Source organism: Niallia sp. XMNu-256, from assembly GCF_036670015.1.
Taxonomy (GTDB): Bacteria; Bacillota; Bacilli; order Bacillales; family Cytobacillaceae; genus Bacillus_BD.
On the sequence record NZ_CP137636.1, the window covers coordinates 1650796 to 1674803 of the forward strand.

The window sequence follows — 24008 nt, forward strand, 5'->3', positions numbered from 1 at the left end:
GATCTAAATGGATGACATTGTATGGGCGGTGTTTAAGGACAAGGGCCTGATATAAAAGGAGGCTTTTTAAGAGAATAGTAATAAAGAAGTTTATTGTTTTTTCTTCGGGGTATAAGATAACAGAATAAAATACAAAGGAGGAATTTACCTTGGATCATGTAAAAGCCATCTTAATTAAATTTGTAATGATTGCAGTTGTATTAGGTATTGTTCTTACGGGGATTTATTCTGGTGAAATTGAAAACACGCTTCTAATTAGTGCCGTTCTCACAATTTTGGCTTATATCATCGGTGATTTGTTTATTTTCCGTAAAGGCGGTGATGATCGTGAACGTAAGGCAGACCATCGTAAAAGAAATATCATTGCTACCATTTCAGACGCCGCCCTAGCCCTTTTGGTAATCTGGTTTATGGGAGTAAATCTTTTTGCGGATGATAGTAATGTTTTAATGGCGTCAATTATTTCAGCAGTTATTATTGCAGCCGGTGAATGGTTTTTCCATAAATATCTCGACAAACACGTATTTAATGAGAAGCATTCCCATAACACAAGCGCTGTTGGCCATAATAACTGATCTTGAAAAGAGAGGACTTCCTTGGTTGTGTTTCCTATATGTTTAAGTTCTTTATTTTAAAATTTAATATTTAAAAAGGTAATTACTTCGTCCGGAGGTAATTACCTTTTTTATAATCTATGAGGACGTATCCTTGTCCAGTTAAGATAACTGTTGATGTCATCGGGGGGTAACATGAATTCAAGCGTTTTGACAGCAGTCACAATGGATCTTGTATTATTGTTGTTAAAAAACATTTGTTACATTTTCCGTTAAAAGGAATATTTGGGCGGCAGCACTACAGATTGATCAGAAAGCAAAGGACGCTTTCTGTCATTCTGTACGTGTCGCTTCGGTATTAAATGGCCCGATAACCACGGTCTGTACGGCTGGCGCCTACATTCCGTAGGTTCCTGTTCCATTTACGGCAAGCCGTCATACCGAACGAGCCGAAAACCTTTAAGATCAAAGGCGAAAAAGACGGATTTATAGGGGCATTGAACCCCATAAACCCGACTCTATTCGAGCTTCGCCTTAATACAGTTCGCTTCTAATTCTAAACTTGCTTTTAGCAGGTTTAGAATTATTTGCTTTATTATAATGGCTTCAGGGCATCGAGCCCTTTGCCATTAAGCGTCTACATCCCTTACGGTCTGTTTTTAGCCGCCGGGGTATGGTGGATGATCTCGTTCTTCTCATTGTAACAAGTTCGCTTATGACAATGAGAAGGGCGGTGCTCGGGGAAAGAAATCGGCAAAGCCAAGTAGGCTTAGTTAGAGTAAGCTTGCAAAAACGCAAGCTTACTCTAACTAAGTCATTGGGCTTCACTCGATTTCTAACGACAAAGCCCGAAAAGCAAGGGCTTTGTCTACCCCTCTCTTGCAAGTTCGCTTCTTCGTGAGCGAACCCTTCTCACTGTTTGCGCGAATTGTTCAGTCTCTCCTGAACAAAGAAAGGAGAGAGGAACAGATGAAAACCATTTATGAAATTTTAAGAATCAAACAGGTAATCAAAGAGGTAGAAGGGGACGAGAAGTTTATCATTCGTTCACCGGAGGATGCAGCGAAGATTGCGGCAGAGTTTATTGGCGATGAGGACAGAGAGGTATTTTTCGTGATGTGCCTAAATACCAAAAATAGAGTAGTAGCTGTTCACCGTTGCCATGTTGGAGGATTAAATGTAAGCTTAGTTATTCCAAGAGAAGTGTTTAAGTCTGCCATCTTAAATAACTCTGCATCCATTATTTTGAGCCATCAGCATCCAAGCGGGGATACATATCCAAGCAGAGAAGATATAGATGTAACTAAAAGATTAGTAGAATGCGGAAAGATCCTAGTGATTGATGTATTGGATCACTCTGCGCTGTGGTTAATCCTTGTTCCCTTTTGTAGCCCAATACCAAGACAGCAAAACGAAATCATTAATGAGGGTAATGAAGCGAATGAGCGGAATTATTGGAGGAAAGAAGAAATAAAGAAGTTTCTTACAATAACAAAACAGGATGAAGAAACCTAAGCTAATAAGAGAACAAAAACCCCCTGGTATGTCCAAAAGGGTATAATTCCATCAGGAAGCTACTAAACTTTCCCCTATATCATTATAATGGGGTTATACTTTTTAGTCTTATTTGGGACTATTTTACTATAAACCTTCTACTCTAATATCAAGGTGTTTCAATTTTCCTTTTGTACTCTGATAACAATTCATCTATTGATGTATCACTAACAATAGAAAACAAATCTTCAGTTGTTTTTTTCCGCTTCTTCCCTAATTAATTTTTCAGCCTCATCGTATAATTTGTATTCAAAATGAAAGGACTTTTAACTTGGTTAAACAAAAGGCCAGTATTTAGCTTTATAGTACCTAACCATTTCATGATTTCAAAAAACTAAGACCCTGCGTTTGGGTTTTAGTTTTTTATTCCAATATTTTAATCGAATGGGTATAAAATCCTTTTTTTTGGCGACATTATACCTGCAGATTGTGATTGTATTGAGTTAGATAAAGAGGAGGGGCAGTGATGCATAATAATGCCTTTACAAATTTGGAAAGGTCGATCTTCCGAGCGAATCCTGACTATGAGTTGGTATCGCTTGAAACTTTGCCGCCGGAAGAGAGAAAGAATCTCGAGTTCCTCACCAGTGACCCTAGTCACTACGGAATACTCAAACCACGCTCATCCGGACTAACTCCCAAGTCCATTAGCAAAGAGACCGCAAAATTATTGAACATACTCCAACAGCCTAATCACCTGCCCAACTTTGTCAAAGAAACGCTTCATGAACAATGCAATCAGTTGATTGCCAAGTTTGTATTGGATGGTATCCTGGAGGTTCTGATCGGTGAGTCTTTCGTATGCGGCGTGAATGCTTATGAGTTGCTCTATGGTGAAAATCAATTATCAGAGACTGTGGATAGCAGGATCCAACAACTCTCAAGGCATGCGCTCCAGTATGCACAGTTCCTAGAGATTGATGATGTGAATCAACTAACAGCACGCCTATATTCCTACAACCGAATTCCATTATCCTCCGAGTGGATGCGAATATATCCGACAACTGATGCGGTCTTTGAGCGGTTGGTTGCCCAATCAGGTCCCAACTTTAAAAAAATGTTGGACACAAATTGGACAAAAATCTCGGACGGAATCAATGGAGGATGGTTGAGCTGGAGTTTGAAGCAGTCAGGCCGAATAGACCGGTCCGCTTTTAATTATAAACTTTATATCAGCCCCAGACCCGAGCCTGAGGTTATGTGTGCGGCATTTCAAGAATGTACAGCCGTTTTTACCGATCTACAGGTACGGCATTTCAAAGTTGGAAAGGATGCTGTTGGCCTGTTGCGTCCTGATAAGATGGTTGCGTACTTTACCACTTTTGAAGAATGTGAGGAAACGGCCCGCCGTCTCCAACAAACACTGCAGGGTTGCCCGGCACAAGGAACACCATTTACAGCCGAATTTACAAAAGATGGTCTGCTCTCTTGGGGAATGGACCCTCCGCACTACACGCACCGGTCCGGCTGGCAGGATACTTCCAGCTGGCGCATCTGGGTGAGTTCCCGTTTAGCTACTGCCCTGCATGTGGCCAAAGCCACATCCTATAGCCGGATTGAACCGTGGCGATTCGCGTTGCAACGCCTCGATCTGGAGGGGGTAGACACCGACACATGGGCACCGAATAAAAAAATCTGGCAAAAATTGTAAGGAGGATTAACCGATGTCCAATCAAGATGCTTTCATTCTTCCAGAAGATGTGGTTTTAATCCCTGTAAGAGATATGCCCAAGCATATCCTGAAACAGGTGGAGTATGAGGAAACTGACTATGTAATCTCTCGCGTGTCGTCACGTCATAGATCCAGAATCATCGACGCAGAATTTGCGGACTTGATTCGCGAGTTCAAAACTGCCAAGACCATTGTTCAAGCGATTATCGGCTTTAGCAAGGCAAAAAAAATGGACCCGGAACAGACATTGGAAAACGGATTTCCAATGCTCCAGCGTTTTATTCATGCGGATATACTGGTACCGAAAAACTCTGAAAAATCCAAAACCATCACTTCTTCCTTTAAACCGGGTGTCCACATCGCGGAATATGAAGTGGTACAATGTATTAGCTATACGGAAGACACGGAGCTCTACCAAGTCAAGGATGTAAACGGTCATTTGGCCGCCCTGAAGATCGCCCGTCCCGAACGCAACGAGGAAATGAAAAACCTCTTGGTACGGGAGGCTGCTATCTTGAAACACTTGGATGGTCAGCATGTCCCGAAATTGTTGGATTCTGGAACTTTCCAAAATGCAGACTATCTCGTACTTGAATGGTTCGACGGTGCTACTCTGGCCGTATTTGTTCAAAATTTGCGGAATCTACGTGAAGGGAAAGATTGTAAAACACGCTTTCGCTTGTGTCGAAACATCCTTGTGGCATACGCTTACCTTCACAAGAAAGGTATCATTCATGGAGATATTCACGACAAGAACATCTTGGTAGATGATAATACAAACGTCAAAATCATTGATTTTGGCATTTCGTTAATGGATAGGAACGATTCCGATCTAACGGAAGCACATCGAGCAGGGTTTGCTTTTTATTTTGAACCAGAATTTGTAGAATCCTATTTGACCCGACAGTTGCCTCCCCGTGCAAACTATTTGTCAGATCAGTATTCGTTGGCTGCACTGCTGTATTACATCTTGACAGATTCTTATTACCTGGACTTATCTTATGACAAAAATGAATTGTTCAGACAAATAGCAAAGGATGACCCGCTGCCTTTCTCCAATCATGGTATCGAATGGCCCGAGGTAGAAAATGTGCTCAGAAAAGCTTTAAGCAAGACACCAGCCCAACGCTTTCCGTCTGTTTCCGAATTTTTGAAATGCTTCAGCAAAATTACAACGGAGCCGGTAATTACGCGGATGCAACCTGAAGAAACGGCAGAACCTGTCGACTTGAGCAATGCCCAGCGCTTGTTGGACGATGTGTTGGAAAGAATGGGTCATTTGTCAAGCCCTTTGCTGTCGGAAGATTATCCAACGGCTCCTACATGCTCTGTTAACTATGGAATGGCAGGCATTGCATATGGGTTGTATCGAATAGCTATGAATCGTAAGGATGCTGAATTACTTTCGGTTGCGGATGTTTGGTTGAGCAAAGCCGTTGCGCAAACCGAAGCCAAAGCTGAGCGGGCCTTTACCAATGTGCAGCTAGAGCTGACCGCGGAAACTGTAGGGCGTATCTCTCCGTACCACACGGCAAGCGGAGTTTATCTAGTGCAAGCCTTGATTAGCCGTGCACGGGGGGATTTCTTCGAACAACATTCGGCGATTGAAAAATTTATGGCTGCAACAAATGCATCATGTGAAAACTTAGACTTTAAAATTGACAAGTCGAGTGTACTACCTTGTGACAACTTAGACCTTACACTTGGCAAGTCGAGTGTACTTCTTGCATGTTCCATTTTGCTTGATTCCATCACTGACAACGAATTGGCGGACAAGAATTCGTTGCTTGCACTAGGGAATGAGTTGATGACAAGCATTTGGAATCAACTCAACCTGTTACCAACAATTCAAGAATGCCGGGGGCTTCCCCTTCTTGGCATTGCCCATGGCTGGGGCGGATTGCTGTATGCGGCCATGCGATGGTGTGAATCTTCAAGCCTCCCGATTCCGTCCCACATTGTCAATCGTCTGTACCAACTGGCTGAACTAGGCGATATAAAAGGAAATGGAATCGGTTGGCGAAGAGAGTATTCCAAGTACAAGCAACCTGATTATTTACCAGGCTGGTGCAATGGAAGTGCGGGTATGGTCTTCCTCTGGACTCTAGCTCATCAAATACTGAAGGATGAAAAATTCTTGGTTCTCGCCGAAAAAACAGCATGGAACGTTTGGGAAGAGCCTATATTCTCAGGTAACCTGTGCTGTGGGCTGGCAGGGCAAGCTTATGGAATGTTGCATCTGTACAAACACGCAGGGGATACCAATTGGTTGTACCGTGCACAAGAATTTGCTAAGCGGGCGTCAGTCAATATTAAGTCAAATCCGATAAACATATCGAACAGTCTCTACAAGGGAGAGGTTGGAGTAGCTGTATTACTTTCTGATTTGGCCAAACCTGAAGCCTCCTGCCTCCCACTGTTTGAAAAAGAGATGTTTTAATATTGTGATTGGCTTATTACCTTGAAGGAAACAACCATTCAGAATTGACCATTTTTATATTGTTTGGTTGTGAAGCATAATATCTCATATCTTTTCAAATAGTATAATCGAATAGGGAATCAATATTCTACTGCCATATCAATACAGAAAGGTTGCTGGTAAAATGTCTGACATCCAGTCACAGCTTAAACTTACTAGGATGAAACTTGAGTTACTAAACGCGTTAGCCAAAGTGGAGGCACAGGAGTCGGCCCATTCACAAAGAGACATGTTTAGGGCGGTGGACTTGGCGACAAACGTAGCATCCCCTAATAACATTGGTGCTGAAGGAGAATGCACATATACTTGTGGATCGACATGCTCAAGAACAGGTGCTGAACAGGTGGCGGGATATGCATCACCGGATTTACTTGCCGCAATGAAGGCAGAGTTGAAGAACGCGTTAGCCAAAGTGGAGGCACAGGAGTCGGCCCATCCACAAAGAGACATGTTTAGGACGGTGGACTTGGCGACAAACGTAGCATCCCGTAACGATTGTGATGATAGAACATGCGGATTCACATGTACAAGTACATGCCCACGAACAGTGGGTGACGAACAGGCGCGAAATGCATCACCAGATTTACTTGCCGCAATGAAGGCAGAGTTGAAGAACGCGTTGGCCAAAGTAGAGGCACAGGAGTCGGCTCATTCACAAAGAGACATGTTTAGGGCGGTGGACTTGGCGACAAACGTAGCATCCCCTAATAACATTGGTGCTGAAGGAGAATGCACATATACTTGTCAATCGACATGCTCAAGAACAGGTGCTGAACAGGTGGCGGGAAATGCATCACCGGATTTACTTGCCGCAATGAAGGCAGAGTTGAAGAACGCGTTAGCCAAAGTGGAGGCACAGGAGTCGACCCATGCACAAAGAGACATGTTTAGGACGGTGGACTTGGCGACAAACGTAGCATCCCGTAACGATTGTGATGATAGAACATGCGGATTCACATGTACAAGCACATGCCCACGAACAGTGGGTGACGAACAGGCGCGAAATGCATCACCAGATTTACTTGCCTCAATGAAGGCAGAGTTGAAGAACGCGTTGGCCAAAGTAGAGGCACAGGAGTCGGCTCTTCGAAAAGAAGACAAGGCTTAAGGTGAAAGACACAGAGGTGGGTTAATCTAACACACCATTTAATAATCCAAAAAATCTAAGACCCTGCGTTTGGGTTTTAGTTTTTTATTCCAATGTTTTAATCGAATGGGTATAAAATTCATTTTTTGACATGCTTATAAAATCAATTGTCAGAGACTGTGGATAGTTGGATCTCACAACTCTCATTATAATTCAATCTATAAGGGGATATAAAATATCGGAATTTTTAGATTATGGAGCAAGGGAAAGAGGGACTTGGTTTCTCATTTATCCACAAAATAAAAAGATAGAAGGGTTTGCACAACCTGAAGTAGTTTATTTAAACGTACCACCGGGTTCAATTAAAGCTGGACCAGAGGATGATAGAATGTATGTAGTCGATGCAAAAAATAAGAAACCCTATAGTTTTAAAGGTGAAGGTCCTGGTTATGTAGGTTCCCGTTTCCCGCCTGTACAACCCAATGCCCAAGGACATTTTGATCATATTAAACCCGATGAGCGTGCGTTTTCCTCTATGACTATGTTTGCCATGGTTAGACGTACCTTAGATATTTGGGAAGATTATTTCGGACATCGCATTAAGTGGCCTTTCAGTTTTCCTAAACTAGAGCTAATTCCTCGGGTAGAATGGGATAATGCACATTCGGGACCAGGGTTTATTGAATTTGGTTTTCCATGTGTAGAAAGGGAAAGAAAGTCTTTTAATTGTAAGACTTTAGACTATAGTAACCCTTATTGTGAGAACTTTGATGTTCTTGCCCATGAAATTGGTCATATAATCAAAAACGCTGTTATTAAACAGCCAGACTCAGAAGCCAAAGAAACCGAGGAGTATCAAGGACATCATGAAGCATTTGGGGATATAGTGGCTATTGTCGCTTCCTTGCACTTTAATTCAATAGTTGATCATCTCCTTAAAAATACAAAAGGAAATCTGTTTTCTGTTCATGAGTTATCGCGAGTGGGTGAATTAGATAAGACTCGTACAATTCGTATTGCTTTCAATGATAAAAAATTATCTGATATTAAGCCGATATTCGATGAGCGTCGAGGAAAGTGGGTAAGAGAGGAGCATCAACTCTCTGAGCCATTTACTGGCGGAGCTTTTGATGTGTTGGTGGAAGTTTTTCAACATAATCTAATTGAAAAAGGCCTTATCTCTGAAGAATTGTGAAAGCGTTCCTATCATGTTAATAAACCCGAGGAAGTACGAGATATTCAAAGGGAGTTTGAACAGTGTTATCATGGAAAGGAAGGAGAGTTCAAAGATGCATTACTTAAGGCACGCGACTATTTCGGTCAACTAATGGCAAAAGCTTGGAGTAAAACCTCTCCTAATGATTTATATTATTGGAAAGTATTGAACAATATGATTGTGGCTCACCAGGAATTAAGTAACGGCAAATATGAGCAAACAATCCGCGACAGCTTCAAATGGAGAGAAATTACTACCGATGTATTTTATAGACAAATTATCAAAACACACATTGTAGATGAATTAATTAATTTATCGACTGAAGATGAGATGGGATATATAAATTTTCAGAATAGTATAGAGAATAATATAAGTACAATATCGATTTATCAGTTTGTATTAGCCATGAAAGCAATTGCGGAAAACGATCTTTGGGACGACCTTGTATACTATTTCGAAGAAAAGGGACAAGACAAAATATCGTTTTCTTCTAACCATGTTACTTTGCTAAAAGAAATATTCATTGAAAAGATTAAAGAGGGTAAGCCATTAATAAGCGTGGACTTCTATTTTTAAGTAAGTGTAGCTGTGGTTGATTACAACAATAACTGGGTACTAACCGCGGTGAAGGTCTAACGATTTTTGGTCGACTTAGATGATAAAATATTTCTTCTAGCCTTTTACCATGTTGTAATACATCTAAAAAATGTTTCTAGTTTTATGTTTTTCTTATTTTTTTCTTTGGTGACAAGCACCCCCCTTTATATATTTCATTTGTACATATCTTTACTAAAAAACGCCTAAAATATTTAAAGATTTTGAAACAATTAGGAGGTTTAACTAAAAGTGCCTAAAGGATGCTCATTACATATTGGATTAAATTCAGTTGATCCACAACATTATTCAGGATGGAGTGGTGAATTAGGAGCCTGTGAAGCAGACGCAGAATCTATGGAATTAATTGCAAAATCATTAAATTATGAAAATATTTCTAAGCTCTTAACAAGCAATGCAACAATAGATAATGTGGTTAAAGAAATAACGAACGCCGCATCTTCTTTAGAAAGCGGTGATATTTTTTTTCTTACTTATTCTGGACACGGTGGACAGATTCCTGATCAAGATAATGATGAATCCGATGGTTTAGATGAAACTTGGTGTTTATATGATGGGCAATTAACAGACGATGAATTATACTCACTTTGGCATCTTTTTAAGGAAGATGTACGAGTTATAGTTTTATCAGATTCTTGTCATAGTGGAACAATAACTAGAGCTCATTATTACGGTTTAAGTGATTACTCGAATATTGATCCGTTTAATAATATATCATATAGATTTATGCCAATCGGTATAATTAATAGAACGTTCGAAAAGAATAGAAAATTTTATACTGAAAAAAAGAGTCTGCTTATTGAAAAAAATACAAGTGAAATTAAATGCTCTGTTAAATTAATATCGGGTTGTCAAGACAATCAACTTGCCGCAGATGGATCTTATAACGGATTGTTCACTGCAACTTTATTATCAGTATGGAAAAATGGAGAATTTGTAGGGAACTATAAAAAATTTCTAAAACAAATTGAAAAGTTAATGCCTCCTAAACAAACTCCAAACCTTCTAGATATTGGAAAAGGAAATTCGACTTTTGATAATCAAAAACCATTTGTAATTAATTTGAATCCTCAAGAGGAACAACATCCTGAAGAGGAACAACATCCTGAAGAGGAACAAAATCCTCAAGAGGAACAAAGCCAGATTCGCTCCGTCCTTAACCCCAACCCTAAATTATGTACTATATCCATTTATCGGTTTGTTTTAGCAATGAAAGCTGTTGCAGAAAATGATCTTTGGGACGACCTTGTATACTTTTTCGAAGAAAAGGGACAAGACAAAATATCGTTTTCTTCTGACCATGTTACTTTGCTAAAAGAAATATTCATTGAGAAGATTAAAGAGGGTAAGCCTATTAATAAGCGTGGACTTCTATTTTTAAGTAAGTGCAGCAGTATTAATTACACCAATAACAATGGCGACTAAGGCGGTTGAAGCCGCTACACTCCTCGTGCCCAAGAGATTTTATACAGCTTAATTTTAAGTAAGCAAAAATGCTATTCTTTCTAGCCTATAATTAGGAAGGGTGGCATTTTTTTAGTATCGAATCCTCTCCAAATAAAATGAAACAATTAGTTTGTCGTTTTTTGTCTAATATTGTAATTGTAAAAGCATTGGGATACAAAGTACATTACTAATTTTTGATAATTATCTTTTTTTAATTGCAAAAAAACTATATATAAATGTGAAAAATATTATTTAAAAATGACGAACAGGCAATATTATACAAATAGTGTTTAATTTGGAAAAAATATAATGTAAAATTTAACTTATAAAATATAGATATTGCAGTATAGAGAGGGGATTTATTCTTATGAATATTACACCACGTGGAATGAGTGTAATGAATTTATATCAGCTTTATCGGAACAAGTGTTTATTAGTCAATAGGAAATATCAGAGGAAACTTGTTTGGACCCGTGCTGAAAAAGAAGCACTAATTGATAGCGTCCTACAACAATACCCTATTCCGTTAATCTTACTTGCAGAGAAAGGTATTAATTTTGAAGGACAAACTACATTCGAAATAATAGATGGTATGCAAAGATTAAACGCCTTATTTAGTTTTATTGAAAATGAATTCACTGTTAATGGCTTTTATTTTGATGTTACTCAGCATCCCACAGCTAACACGCTGGCAAAGGATGGAGTATTTACTCCTGTTGAAGGAGAAGGAATTAAATTTCTTGATCAAAAAAAATGTGCTGCATTTTTAGAGTATCAACTTCCTATATCGACATTCCAAGGTTCAGAAAAAGAAGTTATAGAGGTATTTGGACGGATTAATTCCAATGGTAAGCATTTATCTCCTCAAGAGGTTAGACAAGCAGGTACAACTACTGTGTTTTCTGATTTGGTTAGGGAATTAAGTTCTGAAATTCGTGGGGATGTATCTAAAGAAGTATTATCATTAACCGAGATGCCAGAGATTAGTATTGATTCTAAAAATATTGCATTAGGGTATGGGGTAACAGCTGATGAAACATTCTGGTGTAATCAAGGGATTCTAAGGGTTTCTCATGTAAGGGACAGTGAGGATGAGCAACTAATTGCTGACATTATATTATCTGTTGCTTTAAAAGAGCCATTTTCTGCAAGTAAGGAAAACTTTGATAATTATTATCAAAATGATAAAAAGAAATTGGAGATAGAATCAGCCATAGCAACTTATGGTAGAGAAAATTTAAAAAACGATATTAAATTAGTGTTGGATAAAATACATAATTTAATTTCTTTTGGGTTTTCAGAAAGAAATTATTTGAAAAATATTTTAAACCCTAATGCTGGTAGTAATGCTGTAAAAGAACCTTTTTACACACTTTTTATGGCAATGTATCAGTTAGTGGTTGTTGAAAATAAGGAGCCATTTAATATTGAAAGTATTTTAGAAAGTTTAAAGGGACTTGCCTCTAGGTTAAAGTCAGCCAAAAGTATTTCTATTTCTAACAGAATTTCAAATATTAATTTGACCATTGGACTTATACAAAATTACTTCAAACAATCATCAAAATCACTTAGAAGTTTAGGATTATTAGCAATTGATTTCGAGAATTATCTACGGTTATCAAAGGTTGAGCCACCTTATTATGATTTTAAACAGGGTTTTTACACACTTGATGATAAAAGCAGGTTATTTGATGAGAATAGTTTTGAAAAAATTATTCACAATATTACTGCAATGGCTAATCTCGGAAAAGGAAAAAAAGGATGGCTCTTTATAGGTGTAACTGATCGTGAAGCCCATACAATACGAGTAGAAGATTTAGATGGAATCACTGCTCCAAGAGTTGGGGATTACGGTGTTGTAGGTCTTGAGAGAGAGGCTGTATTAAAAGGTGTAAGTTTAGACCAATATATAGCATTCATTACAACAAAAATAAATGATTCTGCACTCCCTGATAAGATTAAGGCTGATATCACATCAACAATGACCCCAATTAATTATAAAGGGAAAACTGTATTGATGCTGGAAATTGCATGTGGGGATGAACCGTGTTGGTATGGTGAGGAGATGTATATTAGGGATGGAGGAAGATGCAAAAAAATTAATGGGTCTGATGTAGCTCTGGTTTATTCTAGGTTTAGGTAATATAAATTTAGCCTACTGTTCATCTATGTCTCAACTCATGTATAAATCTGTACGTTGTTGACAAATGGGAATCGGAACATATAATTGGGTTACCAAACGAGCATTGGATCACCGTATAACAAAAAAACCATATTGTTCCCTACTCTTTATGCAGTAGGGAATTTTTTATGAAAAAGATTAATTTGTTTATAAAGGTATATTTTCAAAAGTGCAGAAATTCTGCAAGAAAATCTGCAAAGCTATGAAATACCGAAAGTTAAGAGATTGGATTGGGATATTCTCCCTGTTGGAAGTATGCCGTGGGAACATTTTAAACCAAAACTCACTCCACTTTTGGAAAAAGCATCAAAGGGTAAGAAAACGATTATCACGGAAAGATTAGAAACGGTTTCAAAGTATAAGCCTGACTTTCACGCTATCGGAACGAATGGATATCGAGGATATATTATTTTCGGATTTACTAAATTAAATCTATATATCTTCGAAACGGCTGAATACGGAAATGCAACTTATGTTTTTGAAGGAAATTGGGAAACCCTTTCTCAGATGACTAAAGCAGAAATTATTTCTGACAACTTGTACAAGCAACGATTTATTCATCTAGATGGATGGGCTAATCAAATAGACAGTCTTTTTCCAAGTAATTACAAAAAGATGATTTCTTAGTAACCAAAAAAGCAGTGGTAAACATTACTACTGCTTTTACTTCCTCAATACCATTTTCTAAAGTTAAAGTGGGACTTCAAACTCAATGAAATAGTAATTATAATTAAAAAATAGAATAGGAGAATGGAATATGCCTTATGTTGGAGCACGTGTATCAGAGGAAAATAAACTCGTAGAATGGTATAACTTAAAGCGATTAGGGATAATGTTATTAAATGGAATACATCATGTTGATGAATTACGTGCTCGTATATGGGAACATGAAGAATTACAGGGCATTGCAGATGAAATTCTTGCTTCAGGAACTTACAGTTTTGATTTTGAATTCTATGACGAAAGTAGTCCTGAACAAATTCTAAGATTGGATTATGTTTATCGAGGGGTTCAAAAAAGCATTAGTTATATATGGAAAGCAAAAAAAGACTGATAAAATCAGTCTTTTTTTATTGGCTGCTTTTCATATACATAGAGGTTCTTCATGTTGTCCGAAGGAAGTATTTGTTGATATTAAAGGAGATTAGTAAAAGGAAAAGTGAGTATATGGTATAGTTTGATTATTAAAAACTATGAATCTAGAAGTTTTCGTAATCATAGGAGGATAAGCCATGGGGGCTAAAGTGTGGACAGCAATAGTAGCATTTTTTACCAATTCTTGGATAGTCAGTATCATAACAGGGCTTTTCGTATATGTAGTAACTAAATGCTGGGAATCTTTTAGAAATAAAAGACAGTATATGCAGTCTGTTCAGCTAGCGAATAAAGAAGTTTTTGACACTTTTAAATTATGTGTAACAGAGGATAATCTGCCTGATATGTATATTTTTTGGGCTCTACATATATCTACAGCCAAAAAATTTGGTGTAAAACAAGAGGATATGGACAGCCTTAGGTTAATTATTTTTGATTTAATTAAGGAGATTATGGATTCAACCTTTCTTCCTTATGAAGTAAAAATCAAATATTGTAATCAACTCCTTGACTCTGCTGTATCTGAGCAGACGCTAGAAGCTCTTCTTGAAGAAGAAAAAGCGATGATTGAAACGCACAAATCAACTTTGGCTCCACTTAAGACAATGACAAGTTATCTATTAGCTTTTGCAGCTGCAATAATTACATTTGGTTTTTTAAATAGTAACAGCGTAGAGGCTCTGTTAAATGCATGGGATATGCTCAAATTAATGGATTTTGTATCAATAGCTGGGCTTTCTGTGATTTTAGTTGCTATTTTAGTTAGATACGATGAAAAGAAGAAAAAATAAGCTATTTTATATGTTTACTTTATTGTCAACAGGGATTAACTACATAGATAAAAAACGACCGTCAAATGAAGGTCGTTTTTTATCTATCTTATTCGCTCATATACTCAGCACTTACAGCGATACCAGCAAGACCAGTCCAAGTTGTTTCTGTTAACACGGATATAAGGAATTTTGGTTTTAGAAGACTAGGTAATTTTTTCATGGACATCTCTCCCGTCATTATTTTTAAGCTGATAATTCTTAATACAATTGCTAACAGGAGTAAGCCTAGTGCTACTGGTATAGATGGGGCTGCAGTTACACTTGTAAGTGCTCAGTATATGAGCTGTTTAATTGTAATTATTATATCACAAATATTCAGAAAAGTCCAGGTTGGTCAAATTACACTTTTAAATCTCACTAAAAAGAGAAGATTGTTTTATCAATCTTCCCCTGTTTTCCTTTATTAGCGATCCAATAAACGGTCTATAAATCCCTTTTTCTATTGTGCTTCTTTATCATCCTGGATAATTTTGAACATAATTTCATTTTTTTCTGTAAGGAACGCATTTTCTTCTCGTAATTTTTTTAGCTCTTCCATGATTTCTTTCATAGATGAAGCCGTTTTTTCAGAAGTTTTCCTGAATGTTTTTATCAAGTTTTTCATTAAATACTTGCTTTTCCTCCTGTTCCTTTTTCATTCTTCAGGCGTGTGGTGATTTGTATGATTTCATCCTAAACAAATAAAAATGCCTTAGATTCGATTCTCGTCCGTTAAATAAGCATGAACCAATTTTTTATTTATTTTTATGTTATTTCGTTATATATAAGGAATAACACGCTAATCACACCTAGCGTTATCTACGTTATTTATTCTCCAATTCTTTTTGTCCATTAATATGTTTTAATAGAAAGTTCTTTACCTCTACTATATCTTTCATCCTCATATCAAGTAGTTCGAACAAGCTACTAAAATAACTGTATGTATCCTTTTTGAATATTTCAAAATAAGGAACAGAAGGAGTTTTGAACAACTGAAAGATATTTCGAATTATGCTTTGACTCTCATAAAAGGGGTTGTAACCATCATATTCACCATCGAATTTAGGTTCAAAACCAAACCGTATAAGGTAAGAAACTAAATCATCTACATCTGTCACTTCTTGATGTTCATCATCATACAGATTTTTAAGTAAATCGTCTAAATGTTCTATGCAATGTATTAAAAACAAAGCATCAAGCTCGAAGTCATCCTTAAATGCCTGTATATAATCTTCTCCTTTTACTTCTCCTTGAACTATCAATTCAGTATGACGAGAAAATAAGTCTTCATATAACTTCTTTATAGATTCAATGGTATTCTCTAGGTCCGTATATAAATTAATAAAATATTCCCCAATCATAATCATCCTACTATCAATAGCAATTGACTTCTCATGATTAGTTAGTAATGGAATTAATTCATTAAAGATTTTCGCTACATATTCAGGGTTCTTTATAAGAACTCCTGCTTCAATACTTTCTTTACCATAGAAATTTCCTGAACCGATATAAGCTATATTTTCAGTCATAACAATTTTTAGATGAGCATTAAGATTAATATAATGAGCAATATTGTCTTTATCTTTTTTAAAAAGCTCCATATATTTTTGAATATTTCTTTGTGCTTTTTTAATTTCTTCATTAGATAATTTAGAGCGATGTTCTTCCTTAAAAACATTAGGTACACTTGTAATTAGAGTTACTTTTGCTTTAGCGTTCTTTATATGTTTAAGAAGTTCGTCTTTATATGTAATGCTGTAAGTAGTGATAAAGATTTCATTAGCGTTAGGAAAATCATTAAGTACATCTTGAAAATTATAATCTCCTTCTGAACAAATAAATTCAAAATCCCCTAGTGGAATCCTTGCTATCACTCCCATATTTTAAACCCCTTTCGTTTTATGATTTTAATTTTAATTGTAGTAGACTTTTTCTAAAAGATTTATATCAATAGTAATTTACAAATTAATCAAAAAGGGACGGAAAAAAGGACTAAAAAATAGCTTTGAAATCTGTACTATCAAGGGTTTAGAGCATCAAACTATCTTTATGTTATTTATTTTATATAATAGTACAAATTACTCGAATACCTTATAGTAAAAATAGAAGAATCAAAGGACGGTTAATATTATGAGTAAAAATACTGGAAGAAATAAATCATATGAAACAGTTCATTACGATAAAATTTGGTTTAAAAGTAAAGTAAAATTCCCTAATTCGGACTGTACCTATGTATTTAAAATTGTAGAAATCCAAAGTAAGTTTTACATTTACATAAACGAAAAAGAAGAAATATTTCTATACAACGGCAGAACCGGTCCCTTTAATTCATATGAAGAAGCTTTACAAGTGCTACAAGAGATTTAGGTAACAATTTTCCAACTTTCAAAAATAAATTCAAAAATACATTTTTAAACACTGATAGTCCAAGTGGCTGTTTGTTAGGTTGGTTATTTTATATAGTTTATCTAATTGTTAACATAGTTTGTTTTCTATTTATAAAAGGCGGACTAGAAGCAATAGGAATAGAAGATAAAAACTACACAGTAACTATAATCCTGATAGGCATTATAAACATCATAGCTATAAGTAAGATATCAAACAGAAAGGGAAAATAAACCACAGATAGCTGGCAAAGCCAAAATTAGAAGGGTATCTTGAGAGGTTTAACTAAACCAGCTAATAGTTTGTCAACATTTTTCAATAAATAGATTGATAATCTCGTGATATACTAAAAATACTCATGATAAATAACCTTCCTCTATATTGTAATTGGAAGGTTTTGTTGTATTTAGTTGGATATAGTTTTTAAGCTATATCTTGGAAAGTAGTTCTGTTTTTTAGTAAGGCGTAAATCCAATGTAAGGGCTTATTAACACATGCAATGACTGCGACTCTGAAGGGTTTTCCTTCTTCTCGTTTCTTATCATAAAACTCTCTTAGTCACGGTGAAGAATTAGTTGCGGGGGTAATTGATAACGAGTTCTTAGAAATATGTACAGAAAAAAGTTTAGGTACTTATCCAAAAGAGAATGGGTATAGATTGCGATAGATTCAAACTACTATGGTTTATGGGAAATCCTATAAAAATTTAAAGGTAAGGAAGGTGAACAAGAGGGAACCTTAGAATTTATTGAATTTAATAAACTCTTTTGTTTTATCGGCATACATAGTTAAAGTCTTCTCGATTAGAGAAGACTTTAACTATTTGTAGTTATTTGAAACGTTGTTTGCCATTTGATTGACTCATCATCCCAGCCAAGGGAATCATTTTTTCAAGTTGGCCACCACGACCAGTCATCATACTATAGACGGCAGTACCAATTCCAATAGAAGCAATAAGGGGTAAAAATTGAATGTTACCTTTTGGCATAAGTAATCACCTCCCTATGACTATTTTTAGAATCCACATGAATCCTTTATTTAAACCTAACAAAATAAACCTTCTTGGTAATGAATAGTTAAGGATACTTGAATAAAACCAGAGGCGAGAAAACAAAAAATACAATAACTTTTTATCCTCGCTTGCTAAAATGGCAATAAAATACTAATACTTCGAGTTATTTTGTGATTTAGAATTAACTTGAGGTGGTATGCATGTTTGTCTCACCAATGCTTTTACAAAAATCAGATCGTCCATTTACGGATGATGAATATATAACAGAATTAAAGTTGGATGGAATTAGACTCATCCTGTCTAAGTTTAACGGAACCATTAGGCTATACACACGACATCATAACGAGGTTACTTCTAAATTCCCGGAATTGTTACAGCTAGATATCCCTGATGGAACTGTCCTGGATGGTGAGATTATCGTAACGGATTTACAAGGAAAACCCGACTTTGAGGCGATGATGGAGAGGTTTCAATCTAGCAGGTCCGAACATAACATTCAATATTGCGTGTTTGATATTGTCTACTATGAAGGGGAAAAGATACGACTGTCGTTAGTCGAGAGAAAAAAAATACTCGATTTGGTTCTCCAAGTTACGGAAACTGTTGTAAAGGTTCAATGGCTATACGGAAATGGAGAAGCGTATTTTGATCTCTTACAGAAAAACAGTCTTGAGGGAATTGTTCTTAAGAAGGCTGATTCCATATATAAACCTGGAACTCGTTCACAGGATTGGTTGAAGGTGATTAACTATCAATATGCGGATGTTCTTGTCACCGGATTAAGAAAAGACAAATTCGGTCTGCTACTAGCAGTCGAAGAGCACGGGAAATTGAGGCCCGGCGGTGTTATGGAGTTTATGGGGCCGGATGCTAGGGAAGAATTTTACGAGCAATATCGAGATTACATTGTAGAGGAAGATAAGAAGTTTATCTTTCTAGCTCCGAAAATTAAGTGTCGGGTTAAATTTAGGAACTATACTAAAGCCGGGTTGTTGAGAATTCCCTCTTTCGTTGAATATATTTCTTAATTCTATCATTTATGCGGATAGGCTTTTTTATTTGATTATCTTTAGTAAAGATCGGGATTAGCTTATGATCAGTCAGAGAAATCTGGGTGACTATTTTTTTATATAATATAGAGTTAGAGTTAGGATAATGCGGATTTACAACAGTAAAGAGCAAAAATAAACAATTACTACGTAAAATCGGACTTTTACGTAATATTGGTTGATTTTTTATATTGGGTAATAAAATATATTGTAAATTTAAAAAAATTGAATTTTTATAACTTAAAACAAAACCTAATTATAGCTTTTCATTTGCCGTATTTCGAATTTTAACCCAATAGTCACATATAGGGATTAAAATGATTTTCCGAGGTGAATAAACAGTGTTATAAGGGGTTTAAAAGCTATATTGACATCGTTGTTTTTGTGTTTTAATCTTGTTTGTGCCGGCAAATAAGATATGGTAAAGGAATGTTGTAATGGAGTTTATTTTATATTTGGTTTTAATTCTTTTTCTAACAAAAATAGCAGGGGACATATCTGTCCGATTAGGACAACCGTCTGTATTAGGTAAACTTATCATTGGTATCATACTTGGTCCGGCAGTTCTAGGTTGGGTCAATCATAATGAATTTATTTATTATTTTTCTGAGATTGGTGTTCTTTTGTTAATGTTCTTAGCTGGATTAGAGACAGATTTAGAACAATTAAAAAAGAATTGGAAATCAGCATTTGCTGTAGCTGTTTTAGGAATTATCCTTCCACTTATTGGTGGATTTGGTATAGGAGAGTTGTTCGGACTAGGCACTACTTACTCATTATTTATTGGTGTTCTTTTGTCTGCAACTTCGGTCAGTATTACAGTTCAAGTGTTAAAGGATATGAAGAAGCTAAATTCCCCAGAGGGAAGCACGATACTTGGTGCAGCTGTAGTTGATGATGTACTAGTAGTGGTGTTATTAGCTGTTATGATCAGCTTTCTTGGAACAGGTGAAGACATTTCAATTGGACTACTAGTTGGTAAAAAAATCTTGTTCTTTATTGGTGTTTTCTTAGCTGGAATATTCCTAGTTCCTTTTTTAATGAAGTCACTTTCTAAACTAAAAGTAACAGAACCTGTTGTTTCCATAGCATTAGTGATCTGTTTCGTTTTTGTTTATTTTGCGGATTGGTTAGGAATGGCAGGCATTATTGGAGCTTTCGCAGCAGGATTAGCTATCTCTCAGACAGAGTTTAAACATAAAGTTGAAAGTAAAATAGAGCCTATTGCTTATGCTGTTTTTGTTCCAGTATTTTTTGTCAGTATCGGATTAAATGTTTCTTTTGATGGAATCGGAAATCAAATCCTGTTTATTGTTGCTTTATCGATCCTTGCTGTTCTCTCGAAATTATTAGGTGGTGCGCTAGGAGCAAAGTTTACAGGCTTTTCTTCACGTTCCTCATTTATTATAGGAGCTGGGATGGTATCAAGAGGAGAAGTAGCCTTAATTATCGCAGCAACTGGACTGCAAGAAGCTTTATTGCTTCCAGAATATTTCACTTCAGTGATTATTGTAATTATCGTTACAACCTTGATTGCACCTCCAATGTTAAAGTATTTAATACAAGGGGAATTAAAGAAGAGCAATTAATTATGTTCAATAGCAATCAAACAGCCTCATTTCTTGGTATCAAAGGAGAAATGAGGCTGTTTATATTTATACAACCATTACTACGTAAATGGGACTTTTACGTAATTAAGACCCTTCGATTTAGGGAAATCAAGGGTCTTACCTAATACATAAAAATTATCTAATTATGAGCCTTTTCAAGAAATAGTTTTATACCAAAACGACCAGTATTGTTCCTGTGATACCTTCAATAATATTTTGTGTTTTAGGCTTCTTCATAAAAGCACTAATATAATTAATTAAATAGACATAAACGATCGACCACATGGCAGTCATAATTGTATAGGTGGTACCCATTATAAGAAACGACAAAAATGTCTTACTTTCAGGGGCAACGAATTGAGGGAAAAAGGTTAAGAAAAGAAGAGCAACCTTGGGGTTTAGGATACTTGTTAAGAATCCCTGTTTAAAACAAGATGAGCTTGCAAACTTGCCTCTTGTGTTCATCTCAACGCTTGCAGCTTCTTCCTTTTTCTTCAAAGCCCATATTGTCTTAACACCCAGATAAATTAAGTAAATAGCGCCCACATATTTGATGACAGAAAACAATAACGCAGATTTCAAAATGATGGCTGAAAGTCCTAATATAGCAGCAGAAGTATGGATAAGAAGGGCACAACAAACACCTAAAACCGTTTTAAGACCCCCTACTTTCCCAGACGTAATAGTATTTTTTGTAATGATTGCAATATCGGGACCAGGTAAAATAACGAAAAAAATAGACATAAGGACAAATAGATAAAAATTCTCCATACAATACCCTCCTTTTTATTAAGCTAAGTTTATTAATTTGAACTCTCTAATCACCAAATAAATTGCAAAGGTATCACCTAATTTTGCTCAGAAGTTTATCATAAGGCATGACAATCGCAAATGCTATAATAGAATAATAAAAAAGCTACCACTACATAAACAAGAGTATGTCAAATATAAGGAGGAAGAACAATGTCATATGAAAATGTCAGGAAATATTTTGAAGAAGTCGGATTAGGAGAACGCGTCAAAGTGTTGGAGAATTCTAGTGCAACGGTTGAAATGGCTTCCCTTAAAAAAATTGTATAGACTGTCTAGCCAGCTATGACAGTCTTTTATATTTATACAAAATTACTACGTAAAAGCTTGTTTTTGCGTAGTATTAACGATTCAAAACCCTATTAAACTAGGATTTTGAATCCTTTGAAAATGATTTTGATATACTCAATTTTATACATGGTTGCTGGATCAAGATTTAGGAGGGCATCCGGATTAGTTCGCACCGTTTGACTTGTATAAAATCCTGTATATTTTTCTTCCTTATCATTGTAATCCGCATTTTCCTGACGATATTCCCATATATAGATTGATAGTAGCCAGGGGATAAAGGACGCAGCCATTGGACTGAATTTCGATAAAACGATCGATATATTTCTAGCACCTCGGGGAAACGAAGGCTAGAAAGCCTTAATAAAGTTGAGCCAAGCGAGGAACATTTATTCGAGTAACAGAGGGAGATAACAAATAAGCAAAGGTATAACGGAAAGGCTGGAGATATTTAACAGGTCTATCATATATGTAACGTATAGTGAAAACGTTTCCATAGTACGATTAAGTTAAAATCTTAGGAGTTGAAGCTGTGAACCAAAAAGTGCCCCTTATGTTAAAAAACGATTTTCTCGCGGACAATCAAATCGAAATAAATTTGATGTATGCTTACAACTATTCAGAGTCGATTTTAATTACTAGCCCCAAAAATGGGCGAAGGGATATTTCGTTATCATTTTATCGGCTTACATACGATCCAAATAAGCGTGCTTGTTTTATAGATTACAAGATTAGGGAGGTAAAGTTTACTAACCGTAGGGAGGTAGCACGTTTCATTCGGACAATGCACAAGGTCATTAAGTCCGGTACATAGGAAAAGAATCGACATATTTGGGCGGCAGCACTACAGATTGATCAGAAAGCAAAGGACGCTTTCTTTCATTCTGTACGTGTCGCTTCGGTATTAAATGGGCCGATAACCACGGTCTGTACGGCTAACGCCTACATTCCGTAGGTTCCTGTCCATTTACGGCAAGTCGCCATACCGAACGAGACGAAAACCTTTAAGATCAAAGGCAAGGAAGACGGGTTTATAGGAGCATTGAACCCCCATAAACCCGACTGTATACGGCTTCGCCTTAATACAGTTCGCTTTCTAATTCTAAATCTGCTTAAGGCAGGTTTAGAATTATTTGCTTTATTATAACGGCTTTAGGGCATCGAGCCCTTTGCCGTTAGGCGTCTACATCCCTTGCGGTCTGTTCCTAGCCGCCGGGGGTGTGGTGGATTATCTCCTTCCTTCGTTCTCCTCATTGTAACAATTTCGCTTATGACAGTGAGAAGGGCGGGCAATCGGGGAAAGAAATCGGCAAAGCCAAGTAGGCTAAATTAGAGTAACCTTGCAAAAAAACGCAAGCTAACTCTAACTAAGTCATTGGGCTTCACTCGATTTCTAACGACAAAGCCCGTGGGTCTTGGGCTTTGTCTACCCCTCTCTGGCAAGTTCGCTTCTTCGTTAGCGAACCCTTCTCACTGTTTGCGCGAATTGTTCAGTCTCTCCCGAACAAAGAAAGGAGAGAGGAAAAGATGAAAACAATTTATGAAATTTTAAAAATCAAACAGGTAATCAAAGAGGTAGAAGGGGACGAAAGGTTTATCATTCGTTCACCGGAGGATGCGGCAAAAATTGCAGCAGAGTTTATTGGCGATGAGGACAGAGAGGTATTTTTTGTGATGTGTCTGAATACCAAAAATAAAGTAGTTGCCGTTCACCGTTGCCATGTTGGGGGATTAAATGTGAGCTTAGTTATTCCAAGAGAAGTGTTTGAGTCTGCAATCTTAAATAACTCCGCATCCATTATTTTAAGCCATCAACATCCAAGTGGGGATACATATCCAAGCAGAGAAGATATAGATGTAACTAAAAGATTAGTAGAATGCGGAAAGATCCTAGGGATTGATGTATTGGATCACGTCATTGTTAATGCAGAGGCTGAATATTACAGCATGAAAGAAAAGGGATATATTTGAACTAGAGAGGGAGAGCAATCTCCCTATTTTTATTTTTAATTTAGAATGCGCTATCCAGAAAGGTATTACCAACTTTTTTTATTAAAATACTTCAATACCATTGACAATGATAATCATTATCATTTATTATGTTAATGGATAATGACTATTATTTATATTTGGATAATTAAG

The 24008-nt window shown here is 36.5% G+C and carries 17 protein-coding genes and 3 pseudogenes; 16 read left to right on the forward strand and 4 right to left on the reverse strand.

Annotation, left to right across the window (positions count from 1 at the left end; translation table 11 throughout):
- Window positions 1-149: 149 nt before the first annotated feature.
- The 12 genes and pseudogenes from R4Z10_RS08470 (at window position 150) to R4Z10_RS08525 (ending at window position 14691) form a co-directional block, all read left to right on the forward strand.
- A complete protein-coding gene (locus R4Z10_RS08470; protein ID WP_338472747.1) occupies window positions 150-575 on the forward strand; it encodes a DUF2512 family protein in 426 nt (141 codons plus the stop codon).
- A gap of 948 nt (window positions 576-1523) precedes the next feature.
- Window positions 1524-1910, forward strand: a pseudogene (locus tag R4Z10_RS08475) (JAB domain-containing protein); the annotation flags it as partial.
- Between the two features lie 664 nt (window positions 1911-2574).
- The gene (locus R4Z10_RS08480) at window positions 2575-3759 is read left to right on the forward strand and encodes a hypothetical protein (RefSeq protein ID WP_338472748.1); all 1185 of its coding nucleotides are present in this window, start codon (window positions 2575-2577) and stop codon (window positions 3757-3759) included.
- A 13-nt stretch (window positions 3760-3772) separates the two neighbouring features.
- Entirely contained in the window at window positions 3773-6220 is a 2448-nt protein-coding gene (locus tag R4Z10_RS08485; protein WP_338472749.1) for a lanthionine synthetase LanC family protein, read from the forward strand.
- 286 nt (window positions 6221-6506) lie between these two features.
- On the forward strand, window positions 6507-7367 hold the full coding sequence (locus tag R4Z10_RS08490; RefSeq protein ID WP_338472750.1) for a hypothetical protein: 861 nt from the start codon (window positions 6507-6509) through the stop codon (window positions 7365-7367).
- Window positions 7368-7533: 166 nt separating this feature from the next.
- On the forward strand, window positions 7534-8541 hold the full coding sequence (locus tag R4Z10_RS08495) for a hypothetical protein (RefSeq protein WP_338472751.1): 1008 nt from the start codon (window positions 7534-7536) through the stop codon (window positions 8539-8541).
- A gap of 132 nt (window positions 8542-8673) precedes the next feature.
- Window positions 8674-9138 (forward strand): hypothetical protein, encoded by a 465-nt coding sequence (locus R4Z10_RS08500; RefSeq protein WP_338472752.1) that lies wholly within the window; start codon window positions 8674-8676, stop codon window positions 9136-9138.
- Window positions 9139-9408: 270 nt separating this feature from the next.
- Window positions 9409-10602 carry a caspase family protein gene (locus R4Z10_RS08505; protein ID WP_338472753.1) on the forward strand — a complete coding sequence of 398 codons (1194 nt, stop codon included), beginning with the start codon at window positions 9409-9411 and terminating at the stop codon, window positions 10600-10602.
- Window positions 10603-10990: 388 nt separating this feature from the next.
- Window positions 10991-12766: a DUF262 domain-containing protein gene (locus tag R4Z10_RS08510; RefSeq protein ID WP_338472754.1), complete on the forward strand. Its 1776-nt coding sequence runs from the start codon at window positions 10991-10993 to the stop codon at window positions 12764-12766.
- Window positions 12767-13060: 294 nt separating this feature from the next.
- Window positions 13061-13432 carry a hypothetical protein gene (locus R4Z10_RS08515; protein ID WP_338472755.1) on the forward strand — a complete coding sequence of 124 codons (372 nt, stop codon included), beginning with the start codon at window positions 13061-13063 and terminating at the stop codon, window positions 13430-13432.
- Between the two features lie 130 nt (window positions 13433-13562).
- On the forward strand, window positions 13563-13859 hold the full coding sequence (locus R4Z10_RS08520; protein WP_338472756.1) for a hypothetical protein: 297 nt from the start codon (window positions 13563-13565) through the stop codon (window positions 13857-13859).
- A 178-nt stretch (window positions 13860-14037) separates the two neighbouring features.
- On the forward strand, window positions 14038-14691 hold the full coding sequence (locus tag R4Z10_RS08525; protein ID WP_338472757.1) for a hypothetical protein: 654 nt from the start codon (window positions 14038-14040) through the stop codon (window positions 14689-14691).
- Between the two features lie 845 nt (window positions 14692-15536).
- Here the strand turns inward: R4Z10_RS08525 and R4Z10_RS08530 are convergent.
- The gene (locus R4Z10_RS08530; RefSeq protein WP_338472758.1) at window positions 15537-16592 is read right to left on the reverse strand and encodes a hypothetical protein; all 1056 of its coding nucleotides are present in this window, start codon (window positions 16590-16592) and stop codon (window positions 15537-15539) included.
- Window positions 16593-16842: 250 nt separating this feature from the next.
- Here R4Z10_RS08530 and R4Z10_RS08535 point away from each other — a divergent pair, with 250 nt between their 5' ends.
- Complete coding sequence (locus tag R4Z10_RS08535) at window positions 16843-17079, forward strand: hypothetical protein (RefSeq protein WP_338472759.1); 237 nt, start codon at window positions 16843-16845, stop codon at window positions 17077-17079.
- Window positions 17080-17520: 441 nt separating this feature from the next.
- Here R4Z10_RS08535 and R4Z10_RS08540 read toward each other — a convergent pair.
- Window positions 17521-17655 (reverse strand): annotated as a pseudogene (locus tag R4Z10_RS08540) (IS110 family transposase); the annotation flags it as partial.
- Between the two features lie 271 nt (window positions 17656-17926).
- Window positions 17927-18085 carry a hypothetical protein gene (locus R4Z10_RS08545; RefSeq protein WP_338472760.1) on the reverse strand — a complete coding sequence of 53 codons (159 nt, stop codon included), beginning with the start codon at window positions 18083-18085 and terminating at the stop codon, window positions 17927-17929.
- Window positions 18086-18309: 224 nt separating this feature from the next.
- Here R4Z10_RS08545 and R4Z10_RS08550 point away from each other — a divergent pair, with 224 nt between their 5' ends.
- Both R4Z10_RS08550 and R4Z10_RS08555 read left to right on the forward strand, forming a co-directional pair.
- Entirely contained in the window at window positions 18310-19137 is an 828-nt protein-coding gene (locus R4Z10_RS08550; protein WP_338472761.1) for an RNA ligase family protein, read from the forward strand.
- 458 nt (window positions 19138-19595) lie between these two features.
- Entirely contained in the window at window positions 19596-20747 is a 1152-nt protein-coding gene (locus tag R4Z10_RS08555; RefSeq protein WP_338472762.1) for a monovalent cation:proton antiporter-2 (CPA2) family protein, read from the forward strand.
- 160 nt (window positions 20748-20907) lie between these two features.
- Here R4Z10_RS08555 and R4Z10_RS08560 read toward each other — a convergent pair.
- Window positions 20908-21539, reverse strand: a pseudogene (locus R4Z10_RS08560) (LysE family translocator).
- Window positions 21540-23393: 1854 nt separating this feature from the next.
- On the opposite strand from R4Z10_RS08560, the gene R4Z10_RS08565 reads away from it, so the two are divergent.
- Window positions 23394-23837 carry a JAB domain-containing protein gene (locus R4Z10_RS08565; protein ID WP_338472763.1) on the forward strand — a complete coding sequence of 148 codons (444 nt, stop codon included), beginning with the start codon at window positions 23394-23396 and terminating at the stop codon, window positions 23835-23837.
- The last annotated feature ends 171 nt before the right edge of the window (window positions 23838-24008 follow it).

Coding starts and splice junctions, on each gene's coding strand:
- R4Z10_RS08550 (WP_338472761.1), top strand. CDS start 18,310: ATGTTTGTCTCACCAATGCTTTTACAAAAATCAGATCGTCCATTTACG.
- R4Z10_RS08555 (WP_338472762.1), top strand. CDS start 19,596: ATGGAGTTTATTTTATATTTGGTTTTAATTCTTTTTCTAACAAAAATA.
- R4Z10_RS08525 (WP_338472757.1), top strand. CDS start 14,038: ATGGGGGCTAAAGTGTGGACAGCAATAGTAGCATTTTTTACCAATTCT.
- R4Z10_RS08510 (WP_338472754.1), top strand. CDS start 10,991: ATGAATATTACACCACGTGGAATGAGTGTAATGAATTTATATCAGCTT.
- R4Z10_RS08530 (WP_338472758.1), bottom strand. CDS start 16,592: ATGGGAGTGATAGCAAGGATTCCACTAGGGGATTTTGAATTTATTTGT.
- R4Z10_RS08485 (WP_338472749.1), top strand. CDS start 3,773: ATGTCCAATCAAGATGCTTTCATTCTTCCAGAAGATGTGGTTTTAATC.
- R4Z10_RS08480 (WP_338472748.1), top strand. CDS start 2,575: ATGCATAATAATGCCTTTACAAATTTGGAAAGGTCGATCTTCCGAGCG.
- R4Z10_RS08535 (WP_338472759.1), top strand. CDS start 16,843: ATGAGTAAAAATACTGGAAGAAATAAATCATATGAAACAGTTCATTAC.
- R4Z10_RS08500 (WP_338472752.1), top strand. CDS start 8,674: ATGGCAAAAGCTTGGAGTAAAACCTCTCCTAATGATTTATATTATTGG.
- R4Z10_RS08565 (WP_338472763.1), top strand. CDS start 23,394: ATGAAAACAATTTATGAAATTTTAAAAATCAAACAGGTAATCAAAGAG.
- R4Z10_RS08515 (WP_338472755.1), top strand. CDS start 13,061: ATGCCGTGGGAACATTTTAAACCAAAACTCACTCCACTTTTGGAAAAA.
- R4Z10_RS08520 (WP_338472756.1), top strand. CDS start 13,563: ATGCCTTATGTTGGAGCACGTGTATCAGAGGAAAATAAACTCGTAGAA.
- R4Z10_RS08545 (WP_338472760.1), bottom strand. CDS start 18,085: ATGCCAAAAGGTAACATTCAATTTTTACCCCTTATTGCTTCTATTGGA.